General features: G+C 67.3%; 11 protein-coding genes. 10 read left to right on the top strand and 1 reads right to left on the bottom strand.

Going from position 1 to position 12,859, the window contains the following annotated elements:
* Position 1 precedes the first annotated feature (1 nt).
* The 10 genes from flgC to flgL all read left to right on the top strand — a co-directional run bounded on the left by flgC (position 2) and on the right by flgL (position 10,558).
* On the top strand, positions 2-409 hold the full coding sequence (flgC, locus tag JOD97_RS30725) for a flagellar basal body rod protein FlgC (protein ID WP_209726609.1): 408 nt from the start codon (positions 2-4) through the stop codon (positions 407-409).
* 23 nt (positions 410-432) lie between these two features.
* On the top strand, positions 433-1,143 hold the full coding sequence (locus tag JOD97_RS30720; RefSeq protein ID WP_209726608.1) for a flagellar hook assembly protein FlgD: 711 nt from the start codon (positions 433-435) through the stop codon (positions 1,141-1,143).
* A gap of 23 nt (positions 1,144-1,166) precedes the next feature.
* Positions 1,167-2,723, top strand: coding sequence for a flagellar hook protein FlgE (locus JOD97_RS30715; protein ID WP_209726607.1), 1,557 nt, complete (start codon positions 1,167-1,169; stop codon positions 2,721-2,723).
* A gap of 27 nt (positions 2,724-2,750) precedes the next feature.
* Positions 2,751-3,491 carry a flagellar basal-body rod protein FlgF gene (gene flgF / locus JOD97_RS30710; RefSeq protein WP_209726606.1) on the top strand — a complete coding sequence of 247 codons (741 nt, stop codon included), beginning with the start codon at positions 2,751-2,753 and terminating at the stop codon, positions 3,489-3,491.
* Between the two features lie 81 nt (positions 3,492-3,572).
* Positions 3,573-4,355 (top strand): flagellar basal-body rod protein FlgG, encoded by a 783-nt coding sequence (gene flgG, locus JOD97_RS30705; RefSeq protein WP_209726605.1) that lies wholly within the window; start codon positions 3,573-3,575, stop codon positions 4,353-4,355.
* Positions 4,356-4,365: 10 nt separating this feature from the next.
* Positions 4,366-5,022 carry a flagellar basal body L-ring protein FlgH gene (locus tag JOD97_RS30700; protein ID WP_209726604.1) on the top strand — a complete coding sequence of 219 codons (657 nt, stop codon included), beginning with the start codon at positions 4,366-4,368 and terminating at the stop codon, positions 5,020-5,022.
* 7 nt (positions 5,023-5,029) lie between these two features.
* Positions 5,030-6,199: a flagellar basal body P-ring protein FlgI gene (locus JOD97_RS30695; protein WP_229264860.1), complete on the top strand. Its 1,170-nt coding sequence runs from the start codon at positions 5,030-5,032 to the stop codon at positions 6,197-6,199.
* Positions 6,200-6,221: 22 nt separating this feature from the next.
* The gene (flgJ, locus tag JOD97_RS30690) at positions 6,222-7,202 is read left to right on the top strand and encodes a flagellar assembly peptidoglycan hydrolase FlgJ (RefSeq protein WP_209726603.1); all 981 of its coding nucleotides are present in this window, start codon (positions 6,222-6,224) and stop codon (positions 7,200-7,202) included.
* Between the two features lie 95 nt (positions 7,203-7,297).
* Complete coding sequence (flgK, locus tag JOD97_RS30685; RefSeq protein ID WP_209726602.1) at positions 7,298-9,256, top strand: flagellar hook-associated protein FlgK; 1,959 nt, start codon at positions 7,298-7,300, stop codon at positions 9,254-9,256.
* A gap of 39 nt (positions 9,257-9,295) precedes the next feature.
* Complete coding sequence (flgL, locus tag JOD97_RS30680) at positions 9,296-10,558, top strand: flagellar hook-associated protein FlgL (protein WP_209726601.1); 1,263 nt, start codon at positions 9,296-9,298, stop codon at positions 10,556-10,558.
* A 12-nt stretch (positions 10,559-10,570) separates the two neighbouring features.
* On the opposite strand, the gene JOD97_RS30675 is transcribed toward flgL, so the two are convergent.
* On the bottom strand, positions 10,571-12,655 hold the full coding sequence (locus JOD97_RS30675; RefSeq protein WP_209726600.1) for a C1 family peptidase: 2,085 nt from the start codon (positions 12,653-12,655) through the stop codon (positions 10,571-10,573).
* Positions 12,656-12,859: the final 204 nt, after the last annotated feature.

Genomic DNA, 12,859 nt, shown 5'->3' with positions numbered 1-12,859 from the left:
CATGTCGCTATTTAAAATCTTTAATGTTTCCGGTTCGGCCATGAGCGCCCAGGCGCAGCGGTTGAACGTGGTTGCCTCCAACCTGGCCAACGCCGACAGCGCCACCAGCGCCAGCGGCGCGGCCTACCGCGCCCGCCAGGTGGTGTTCGAGGCCACGCCGACGGCCAGCGGCGATTCGACCGGGGTGCGCGTGCGCCAGGTGGTCGAGGACCAGTCGCCGATGAAGCAGATGTACGACCCCAAGCATCCGATGGCCGACGACAAGGGCTATGTGACGATGCCGAACGTGAACGTGGTCGACGAGATGGTCAACATGCTGTCGGCGTCGCGCTCGTACCAGACCAACGTCGAGACGATGAACGCGGCCAAGTCGCTGCTGTCGAAGACGCTGACCATCGGTCAGAGCTAACCAGAACAGGAAGAGAGTCCAGCATGGCCACCAGCGGCATCATCGACACGCCCAAGGCGTCGACCTTCAACACGGTCGCCACGACCAGCAATACCAGCACGACGTCGAGCAGCGACATCGGCGCCGACCAGGACAAGTTCATGAAGCTGCTGATCACGCAGCTGAAGAACCAGGATCCGCTCAATCCGATGGACAACGCGGCCATGACCAGCCAGCTGGCGCAGCTGTCGACGGTGACCGGCATCAACAAGGTCAACGCCACCCTGGAATCGCTGCGCACCGACCAGGCCAGCGCGCAGTCGATGAACGCGGTCAGCCTGATCGGCAAGGGCGTGCTGGTGGCCGGCAAGGGCGTCGAGCTGAGCACCAGCACCGACGCGGCCGGCGTCAAGACCAGCAGCAGCGTGTTCGGCGTCGACCTGGCCTCGCCGGCCGAGACGGTCGACATCAGCATCATGGACAAGACCGGCAAGGTGGTGCGCACCATGTCGATGAAAAACGTCGACGTCGGCACCTACCCGATCACCTGGGACGGCACCACCGACGACAAGACGGCGGCGGAGGCCGGCAGCTACACCTTCAGCGTCAAGGCCGTCTCCACCGGCAAGACGCTGACCGATGCCACCCAGCTGCAGCTGGCGGCCGTGGCCAGCGTGTCGACCGGCGCCGCCGGCGTCAAATTGAATACCTCGCTCGGCCATTTCACGATGGCTGAAATCAAGGAAGTTTTGTAGTCTTCACACCATAGGGGAATACCATGTTCCAACAAGGACTGAGCGGCCTGAACGCCGCATCCAAATCGCTGGACGTCATCGGCAACAACATCGCCAACGCCAGCACGGTGGGCTTCAAGGGGTCGCAGGCGCAGTTCGCGGACCTGTACGCGAACTCGCTCAACGGCGTCTCCGGCAACAACCCGGGCATCGGTGTGACGACTGCCAAGCTGGCCCAGCAATTCACGCAGGGCAACATCGAGACCAGCAACAACCCGCTGGACGTGTCGATCAACGGCGGCGGCTTCTTCCGCCAGGTGGTCAACGGCGCGGTGCAGTATTCGCGCAACGGCCAGTTCCACGAGGATAACACCCACACCTTGGTCAACGCCCAGGGCGCGCAGCTGACCGGCTACCTGTCGAACACGGCCGGCGTGATCCAGCTGGGCGCGCCGGTGCCGCTGACCCTGGACAAGTCCGACCTGACGCCGGTGCAGACCACCAAGGCCAACTTCCAGATGAACCTGAGTTCGGGCGAAGCAGTGCCGAAAGTGAACCCGTTCAACGCGAACGACCCGAACACGTACAACAAGCAGACCGTGCTCAACGTCTACGACAGCCTGGGCACCTCGCACATCATGACCACGTACTACGTCAAGACCGACGCCAACACCTGGGACGTGTACGCTTCCGCCGATAACAAGGAGGTGGTGTCGGCCGGGGTGGTCGCATCGATCAACAACGACTCCGATGTGGTTTTGGCCCGCCAGACCTACAACGACGCGGTCCGGGCCACGCCGCCCGTACCGGGCGACATCGCCTCCGCGGCCTTCGCCTACGCGCAGGCCGCGCACAACGTGATGGCCGCCGCGGCCGTCACGCCGCCGGCCAATGCCACGCCGGAACAATTGCAGGCCTTGGACGACGCGCTCGCCGCGCTCGACCCGACCGGCAGCAGTGCGATTGTCAACATGACGCCGGACGATATCGCCCACAAGCTGGCCGCCGCCGTCGCCGTGCCGGCCGTCAAGGCAGGCACCCTGGTGTTCGACCGCAACGGCGCGCTCAGCCCCGGCGCCATGGCCGCGCTGCCGACGCCGCAAACCCTGCCGTTCTCGATCACGCTGCCGATCTTCCCGGACACCGGCGCGCAGCAGCCGATGGTGGTGAGCACCACGTTCGACAAGACCACCCAGTACGGCAGCGTGACCAACGACCTCGGTTCGACCCAGGACGGCTACTCGGCCGGTTCGTGGCAGCGCTACGCGATCGACGAGAACGGCGTCATCCTGGGCCAGTACAGCAACGGCAAGTCGCGCGCCATGGGCCAGATCGCCATGGCCAACTTCGCCAGCGTCGACGGCCTGACCCCGCTGGGCAACAATGCGTGGGAGGAAAGCTCGAAGTCGGGTCCGCCGCAAGTGGGCGTGCCCAACGCCGGCTCGATGGGTTCGCTGCGCGCCAGCTCGGTGGAAATCTCGAACGTCGACCTGACGGCCGAGCTGGTCAACATGATCACCGCGCAGCGCGTCTACCAGGCCAACGCGCAGACCATCAAGACCCAGGACGGCATCATGCAGACCTTGGTGAACCTGCGGTAATACGCTGCGTTAATGAAGGAGTAAGCCATGGACCGTCTGATCTACACCGCGATGACCGGGGCGCGGCACGTGCTCGAGCAGCAAGCGACCACGTCCAACAACCTGGCCAACGTCAACACCACCGGCTTTCGCGCCCAGCTCGACAGCTTCCGCGCGGTGCCGGTGGTGTCGCCGGGCTTGCCCACGCGTGCCTTCGTGGTCGATTCGACGGTCGGCGCCGACATGCGCGCCGGGCCGATCCAGACCACCGGCCGCCCGCTCGACATCGCCATCCGCGACCAGGGCTGGATCGCCGTGCAGTCGCCCGACGGCTCCGAGGCCTACACCCGCAACGGCAGCCTGAAGGTCAGCGAGAACGGCCTGCTGCAGACGGCCGGCGGCCAGACCCTGATCGGCGACGGCGGCCCGATCGCCATTCCGCCGGACGTGACGGTGATGATCGCCGGCGACGGCACCGTCAGCACCGTGTCGACCGACTACCAGCCGGGCCCGTCCAACACCCTGGGCCGCATCAAGCTGGTCAACCCGGACCCCAAGGGCCTGGTGCGCGGCAACGACGGCCTGTTCCGCCAGAAGGACGGCACGCCGGCGCAGAACGATCCGCTGGTGCGCGTGGTCGACGGCGCGGTCGAGGGCAGCAACGTCAATCCGGTCGATTCCATGGTCAACATGATCAGTCTGGCAAGGCAGTTCGAGATGCAAATGAGCCTGCTCAAGAACGCCGAGAATAACGCCGCAAAAGCCACCCAGATCCTCGCTTTGGGTTGATGACCTCTCCCGCATAATGGTGGTGTGGGATGAGTAGCTGTCGCTTCTGGCCGCTCCCATCCATGCTACGGGAGAAGGAAAATGATACGTTCACTTTGGATCGCCAAGACGGGCATGGAGGCGCAGCAGACCGCGCTCGACGTCACATCCAACAATCTGGCCAACGTCAGCACCAACGGGTTTAAGAAGTCGCGCGCCGTCTTTGAGGATTTGCTGTACCAGAACATCCGCCAGCCCGGCGGGCAGTCGTCGCAGCAGACCAACCTGCCGTCTGGCATGCAGCTCGGCACCGGTGTGCGTCCCGTGGCGATCGAACGCGTGCACACCCAGGGCAACCCGCAGTCGACCGGCAACGACAAGGACCTGATGGTCAACGGCAACGGCTTCTTCAACGTGCTGCTGCCCGACGGCACCACCGCCTACACCCGCGACGGCTCCTTCCAGCGCGACAACAACGGCCAGATGGTCACCTCCAGCGGCTTCGTGCTGCAGCCGGCCATCACCATCCCGATCACCGCGCAAAGCATCACCGTCGGCCGCGACGGCACCGTGTCGGTGACGTTGCCGGGCCAGGTGGCGCCGCAGCAGATCGGCAGCATCCAGTTGTCGACCTTCATCAATCCGACCGGACTGGAATCGAAGGGCGAGAACCTGTACGTCGAGACCGGCGCGTCGGGCAATCCGCAGACCAACACCCCGGGCACCAACGGCACCGGCGCCATCCTGCAGGGCTTTGTCGAATCGTCCAACGTCAACGTGGTCGAGGAGATGGTCAACATGATCCAGAACCAGCGCGCCTACGAGATCAATTCCAAGGCCATCACCACGTCCGACCAGATGCTCGCCAAGCTGGCGCAGCTGTAAGGGGAGCAGCATGAAACACGCCATTATCCTGATCGCCGCCGCCGCCGCGCTGGGCGGCTGCATGACCACGCCGACGTCGATCGTCAGCATGCCGATGTCGGCCCGTCCGCTCAACAGCGAGCAGTTGGCCGCCAAGCCGAACAACGGCGCCATCTACCAGGGGACGGCCTTCCGGCCGATCTTCGAGGACCGCCGCGCGCGCCAGGTGGGCGACGTGCTGACCCTGCTCATCACCGAGCGCACCAGCGCCAACAAGACCGGCGCCAGCTCCGGCAACAAGTCCGGCAGCGTCGGCGTGGCGCTGCCCAAGCCGCTGCAGTCGACCTTCGGCAATCCGCTGGCCGTGAGCAACGACACCAAATACGCCGACGGCGACAACCAGTCCGCCAGCAACGCCTTCACCGGCACCATGGGCGTGACGGTGGTCGAGGTGCTGTCGAACGGCAACCTGATCGTGGCCGGCGAGAAGCAGGTGGCGATGAACAAGGGCGTCGAGTTCATCCGCTTCTCCGGCATGATCAATCCCGACAGCATCGCCACCGGCAACACGGTGGCGTCGACCGCCGTGGCCGACGCCAAGGTCGAATACCGCACCAGCAGCCAGGTCGACCGCGCGGAGATGGCCTCGATGGCCTCGCGCTTCTTCCAAAGCCTGCTGCCGTTCTGAGGCCATGATGACCACTTCCGACCTGTTCCCCGGCCCGCGCCGCCTGGCCAAACTGTTTAAATTTGGCAAGCTGGCGCTGGTCGCGCTGGCGTTCCTCCTGCTGGCGACCCTGGTGCGGAGCGCCCACGCCGAGCGCCTGCGCGACCTGGCCAGCATCGCCGGCGTGCGCCAGAACCAGTTGATCGGCTACGGCATCGTCGTCGGCCTCGACGGCAGCGGCGACCAGACCACGCAGACCCCGTTCACCGTGCAAAGCGTGGTGTCGATGCTGCAGCAGCTGGGCGTGAACCTGCCGCAGGGCACCCAGCTGCAATTGAAGAACGTGGCCGCCGTCATGGTCACGGCGTCCTTGCCGCCGTTCGCGCAACCGGGCCAGACCCTCGACATCACCGTCTCGTCGATGGGCAACGCCAAGAGCCTGCGCGGCGGCACCTTGCTGATGACGCCGCTCAAGGGCGCCGACGGCCAGGTCTACGGCATGGCCCAGGGCAACGTGCTGGTGGGCGGCGTCGGCGTCGCCGCCGGCGGCGCCGGCGGCAGCTCGCTGACCGTCAACCACCTGAGCGTGGGCAAGATTTCCGCCGGCGCAACGGTCGAGCGCGCGGTCGCCTCCAACCTGGGCGAGGGCAACCAGATCAAGCTGGAACTCAACACCGCCGACTTCGCCACGGCCAGCCGCGTGGTCGAGGCCATCAACGAGAAATACGGCGCCGGCATCGCCTACGCGCTCGACAGCCGGGTGATCCGGGTGCAGTCGCCCAGCGGCAGCGACCAGCGCGTCAGCTTCATCGGCACCCTGCAGGACATGCAAGTCAATCCGGCCGAGCAGCCGGCCAAGGTGATCATGAACGCGCGCACCGGTTCGGTGGTGATGAACCGCGCGGTGACGCTTGAAACGTGCGCCATTTCCCATGGCAATATGTCAGTCTCGGTCACGGCCGATCCGCAGGTGAGCCAGCCCAACGCGCTGTCCGGCGGGCGCACCGTGGTCACGCCGAACCAGACCGTCGATATCAAGAAGGATGGCGGCAAGGTCATGATGGTCAAGGGCGGCGCCTCGCTGGCCGAGGTGGTCAAGGCCCTCAACGCCATCGGCGCCACGCCGCAGGACCTGCTGTCGATCCTGCAGGCGATGAAGGCGGCCGGCTCGCTGCGCGCCGAGCTCGAGATCATTTAAGCGCATTTAAGCGGAGTTCGCCATGACCACCTCCAAAACCAACAACGACCTCAGTAGCAAGTTCGCGCTCGACCTCAAGGACATGGGCGGCCTGCGCCAGTCGGCCAAGGCCGGCGGCCCCGAGGCGCTGAAGACGGCGTCGACCCAGTTCGAGGCGATGTTCGTCAACATGATGATGAAGAGCATGCGCGACGCCTCGCCGCAGGACGGCATGATGAACAGCGAACAGACCAAGATGTTCACCACCATGCTCGACCAGCAGACCAGCCAGAACATCGCCAAGAAGGGCATCGGCCTGTCGGACGTGCTGATCCGCCAGCTGACCAAGACCGCCGACGCCCAGGCGCTGGCCATCGGCGGCGCCGGCGACGGCGCCAGCGGCGCCAACGCGGGCAGCTTCGGCGGCGTGGCCAGCCTGATGGACGCCAAGCTGCAAAAGGCGATCGCGGCGGCCGGCGGCGCCGGCGCGGCCGCCAAGGCGGGATCGGTCGAGGACCGGTCGGCCGTGCCGGCCACGGTGGTGGGCAACCGCGGCTCGCAGGCGGCGCACGTGCGCAGCTTCCAGGACAAGCTGGCGGCGCACGCCGAGGAGGCCAGCCAGGCCACCGGCATCCCGGCCAAGTTCATGCTGGGCCAGGCCGCCCTCGAGAGCGGCTGGGGCAAGCGCGAGATCAAGGGCCGCGACGGCAGCACCAGCCACAACCTGTTCGGCATCAAGGCCGGCGCCGACTGGAAGGGCAAGACGGTCGACGCCACCACCACCGAGTACGTCAACGGCCGGGCCCAGACGCGGGTCGAGAAATTCCGCGCCTACGACAGCTACGCCGACAGCTTCAAGGATTACGCGAAGTTGTTGGCGAACAACCCGCGCTACGAGAAGGTGCTCGCCAGCGGCGGCGACGCCAGCAGCTTCGCGCGCGGCCTGCAGCAGGCCGGCTACGCCACCGATCCGCAGTACGCGGCCAAATTGACCAGCATTATCACGCGCTCGCTGGCCGGCTGAGCGGGGACGGGCCCGGCGCCGTGGCGCTTCATGCAACGTTGATTCAAGTTTTCGCGCGCGCCGCCGTTACCCATCATAACTAAGAGTAAAACATCATGAGTCTACTGAGCATTGGTAAAAGCGGTCTGTTGGCGGCCCAGGTCGGGTTGTCGACCACCGGCAACAACATCACCAACGCCGGTGTGACCGGCTACAGCCGCCAGGTGGCGATCCAGAGCGACACGCCGACCCTGGACCAGGGCTTCGGGTTCGTCGGCACCGGCACCGAGGTGACGGCGGTGCGCCGCTACTACGACAATTTCCTGGCCACGCAGCTGCGCAACGCCGAGTCGAACCAGGCCTCGCTGGACGTCTACTCCAAGCAGATCAGCCAGATCGACAACCTGCTGGCCGATCCCACCGCCGGGCTGTCGCCGGCGCTGCAGGACTTCTTCAACGGCGTCCAGGACGCCACGTCCAATCCGGCCTCGGCGGCGTCGCGCCAGGCCATGCTGTCGAGCGCCGAATCGCTGGCGGCGCGCTTCCAGGGCATGAGCGCGCGGCTGTCGGAGATCTCGTCGGGCGTCAACGGCCAGATCGTCTCGAACGTGGGCGAGATCAATTCCTTCGCCCGCCAGATCGCCGAGCTCAACAAAAGCATCTCGGCGCTCAGCACCGACGGCAAGGCGCCCAACGACCTGCTGGACCACCGCGACGCGCTGCTGACCGAGTTGAACAAGCTGGTCAAGACCACCGTCATCGCCGGCGACAACAACGCCTTGACCGTGGAGATGGGCACCGGCCAGCCGCTGGTGGTGGGCAACACCGCGTTCACGCTGGGCACGGCCGGCTCGCCGACCGACGTCACCCGCATGACGGTCGGCTACGTGACCGACAACGGCAACTTCAGCGCGCTGCCGGACCGGGTGCTGAGCGGCGGCCAGCTGGGCGGGCTGCTGGAGTTCCGCAACGGCCCGATGGACCGCGCGCAAAACTCGCTCGGCCAGGTGGCCGCCGCGCTGGCGGTCAGCTTCAACGCCCAGCACCAGCTGGGCCAGGACCAGAACGGCGCGCTGGGCACGCCGTTCTTCGGCCCGATCAACGCCTACGTCGGCACCAACAGCCACAACCTGGGCAGCAGCACGGCCGCCGTCAGCGCCGTGGTGACCGACGCCGCCGGGTTGACGGCGAGCGACTACAGCGTCGACTACGACGGCGCCAACTTCAGCGTCAAGCGCCTCAGCGACGGCCAGGTCACGCAGATCAACCCGTTCCCGCAGACGGCGCCGCAGGTGATCGACGGCGTGGCCTACACCATCACCGGCACGCCGGCCGCCAACGACAACTTCCTGGTGCGCCCGACCTACAACGCGGCCAAGGATTTCGACGTGCTGGTCGAGGACCGCACCAAGATCGCGCTGGCCGCGCCGATCGCCACGGCCGCGCCGACGACCAACGCCGGCAACGCCAAGATCACGGCCGGCACCGTCGACGCCAACTACCTGGCGCCGGGCAACGCGCTGACGGCGCCGGTGACCCTGGCGTTCGACAAGGCGAGCAATTCGTTGTCGGGCTTCCCGGCCGGCCAGGACGTGACGGTGACGGTCAACGGCGTGGCCACGGTGTATCCGGCCGGCACGCCGAGCATCCCGTACACGGACGGCGCGGCGATCAGCTTTGGCGGCGTCAACTTCGCCATCAGCGGCACCCCGGCCGACCTCGACAAGTTTACGGTCGGGCCCAACACCAGCGGCGTGGGCGACAGCCGCAACGGCGCCCTGCTGGCGGCGCTGCAGACCAAGAACACGATGGACAACGGCAACGCCACGTTCCAGACCTCGTACGCGCAGATGGTCAACTATGTGGGCAACAAGGCGCGCGAGGCGCAGATCGGCGGCGCCGCGGCCGACGCCGCCGTGGCCCAGGCCACCAACGCGCAGCAAAGCGTGTCGGGCGTGAATCTGGATGAGGAGGCGGCCAATCTGTTACGCTACCAGCAGGCCTACCAGGCCGCCGGCAAGGTGATGCAGGTGGCCAGCCAGTTGTTCGATACCCTGCTCAGCCTGGGCCGCTGACGGCGGCCGGCGTTTTAAGAAGATGAAAGAGGTGGCACCATGACCATGCGCATCAGTTCGAAGACCATCTACGACGTCGGCGTCGGGCAGATCAGCTCGCTGCAGTCGGCGCTCGCGCGCACCCAGTCGCAGTTGTCGACCGGACGCAAGAACCTGACCGCCGCCGACGATCCGATCGCCACCGCGCGCGCGCTGGAGGTGACGCAGTCGCAGGGCATCAACACGCAGCTGGTGACCAACCGCGCCAACGCCAAGACCATGCTGTCGCTGGAGTCGGTGGCGCTGCGCAGCTCGGGCACGATCATGCAGGACATCAAGACCTTGACCGTCAACGCCGGCAACGGCAGCATGACGCAGAAGGACCGCGAATCGCTGGCCGTCGAGCTCGAGGGCCGGCTGCAGGATCTGCTGGGCCAGGCCAACAGTTCGGACGGGGTCGGCGGCTATGTGTTCTCCGGGTATAAATCGACCACCTTGCCGTTCACGCGAACGGCCACCGGCGCCGCCTACCAGGGCGACCAGGGCCAGCGCGCGCTGCAGGTGGGCTCGACCCGCACCCTGCCGATCAGCGATTCGGGCTCGTCCGTGTTCGAGAACAACGCCACCGGCAACGGCACCTTCGTCACCGGCGCGGCGGCCGGCAACTACGGCCGCGGCGGCAGCGGCATCATCAGCGGCGGCTCGGTCAAGGACGCCACCCAGTTGACCGGCCACCAGTACCAGATCGATTTCCAGGTGGTGCCGGCCACGCCGGGCGTGCCGAAGGTGACCACCTACACGGTCACCGACCTGACCTTGAACCAGCCGGTGCCGGCGGCGCCGGTGCCGGCCGTGCCGCAGCCCTATGTCAGCGGCCAGAACATCGCGTTTGACGGCTTGCAGTTCGATATCAAGGGCGATCCGGCCGACCAGGACAACTTCACGGTCGAGCCCAGCACCAAGCAGTCGGTGTTTACCACCATCACCGACCTGATCACGGCGCTGCGCGCGCCCGGCGACGGCGCCGCCGGCCAGGCCAGCCTGAACAACAAGCTGAACCAGGCGCAGCTGAACATCGACAGCGCCGCCGACAACATGCTGTCGGTGGAGTCGGCGGTCGGCTCGCGGCTCAAGGAGCTCGACTACCTGGACAGCTCCGGCGACGACCTCAACCTGCAATACGCCACCACCCTGTCGGGCCTGCAGGACGTCGACGTGGTCAAGGCGATCTCGCTGTTCACGCAGCAGCAGACCACGTTGGACGCGGCGCAGAAGTCGTTCAAGACGATGTCGGGCCTGTCGCTGTTTAACTACATCAGCTAGTACCCGGACCAACTAATACTCCAGGTCCCCGATCGGCACCGCCAGCGGCGCCGACGGCGGGCGTCCCAGCACCCGGTTGATGGTGCGCGCGAGCACGCGTAGATCGTTGTCGAAGCCGCCGTGGCTGGCCTGTTCGGTGCGCGTGGCCGACACCTTGACGCGGTCGCTGACCACCTCGCAGGCGGCGGCGCCGTCGGCCTGCGGCGGCAGCGCCGCCACCCACGCCCGCCACGCCTTCACGCGCGGCCAGTCGGCCGGCGTCCACAGCTCGTCGTCGGGTTGGTCGGCGCCCCGGTACAGCGGCCGCTGCAGGCCCGCCAGCGGCGTCTTGCGCCGCTCTTCGAAGCCCCGGCTCACCAGGTACAGCAAGGACTTGCCGTACGGCCCGACGCGGTCGGCGCGCTCGCTGACATCGGACAGCATATGCAGCCAGAAGCGGTCGGCGGCGAGGAAGCCGTCGGCCACGCGCGCCTGGTAGTGGCTGGCCGCGAACTCGAGCGAGCAGGCCGGCGCGTACAAGGTGACCGAGGCCACCGGCAGCCCGGCGGCCCGGCACAGCTCGAGCAGGTGGCCGTGGACGAAGGCGCCGGCCGAGTGGCCCACCAGGTGCAGCTCGAGCGCGGGGTGGGCGGCGCGCAGCCGGCCCAGCGCGGCGGCCAGCAGCGCCAGCGCGCCGCCGCCCTGCGCGGCCTGGGCGGCGTTGGCCTTCATCTCGTTCCACGACCATTTGAGGTTGTGGGCCACCGCCTCCAGCAGCTTGTCGCGGGCCTCGGCGACCAGGCCGCCGGCGATGGCCTGGCCGGGCGCCAGGCCGAGCGCGTCGTCGAGCGCGCCGGACAAGGTGTCGAGGATGCCGGTGCGCCACGTGTAAAACAGCGGATAGACGCCGTTGGCCTGGAAATAGGGGCCCATGACGCGGATGCGCTGGATCGAGTCGGCCTCCGCGTTGAGGCCGCCGTGGGCGTAGATCACGACCTTGCCGCCGGCCGCGCCGGCGCCGCGCAGCCACTGGCCCAGGTTGCCCAGCACCAGTTGCTCGACCAGGTCGTCCGGGCGGCCGATGTCGGGGCGGCCGATGCGCACGGCGCCGTTGTTGCCGGCCACCAGCGCGTGCTCGTAGGCGCCCTCGGTGCTCCACGGCTGCGCCGCCGCGGTGGCCGGACCGGCGGGCGCACCGGTGCGGGCCAGGACATCGCCCGCCACCAGCGAATGGCCGATGCGCCGCGCGCGCGACGGCGGCAGCGCGTGCGCCACCTGCGGCACGCCCAGCGCGGCGACCCAGGCGTCGGTGCCGTTGGCGGCCCAGTCCGGATAGCCCAGCACGGCGAAGCCGCCGGCGCCCCAGTCGCCGCCCCAGGAGTTCTGCACCACGAAGCCGCGCTCGTTGTAGCCGACGATGGCGAACGCGTGGCCGCCGGTGGCCGCCGCGCCGTCGCGCCAGGCGATGGCCGGCAGGCCGTCGTGGCCCTTGGCCGGCGCCCCCGGCGGCGCGGGCGCCAGCGCCCAGCCGTCGTGCACCGCGGCCGACACGTAGATCGCGCCGATCTCGTGGATGGCGGCCTGCATGTCGGTCACCGAGGCGCTGTCGATGCGGTAATAGGTGCCCAGCGGGCGCGCCAGCGCGTCGCGCGCCCAGTCGGCGGCGGGGCGGTAGGCCTTGGCGCTGGCGGCGTGCACGCTGCGGGTCCACAGCGCCCGCGCGCAACTGCCGTGCTTGTTCCATCCCTTCATCGCGCCGCGGCAGCTCGAGCCGTCGTAATCCTCGCCGGGCCACTCGTCGTAAAAGCGCGCCAGGTCGTACAGCATGTGCGGGCTGACGCCGGTGAAATCCTTTTTATTCCGGGCGCTGCTCCACAGCAGGAAGTTGACGGTGGCGGCCAGGCCATAGCCGGTGCAGGCGCCCTCGGTTTTTTGATCCAGCACCAAGCCCCGCGCGATGTAGGGCGGCAGCAGCTTGCGCAGCGCAGCGTCCTCGGGCCAGCGTGGCGGCAGCGAGGCGATCGGCGGCGCGTACGGACGGTCGCGCAGGTCGAGCCGGTCCGGGCGCGCGTCCAGTTGCACGGTTTTGGCGCCGATCTTGATTTTTCTTGTGGGCATGTTGGTCGTGACCGGTGTACGTATCCACCTAGTCTATGAAGGAATCGGGGTTGTGTAAATTTTAAATGCTAAGGGGCTCGTCCCGTCATCCCATTCATCCTCGAAAAATGCACATGAGAAGTGCCGGGCGACACAAAAACGCCTGAGCGCCAGCCAAATTGCGCAACTACAGCAACTTCTTAGGTTGTTACAATTGGTTAGTTT

This window comes from Duganella sp. 1411 (assembly GCF_017833525.1).
GTDB lineage: Bacteria > Pseudomonadota > Gammaproteobacteria > Burkholderiales > Burkholderiaceae_D > Rugamonas.
The sequence above is the reverse complement of the archived record's forward strand: the minus strand, read 5'-3'. Positions and strand labels throughout refer to the sequence as shown.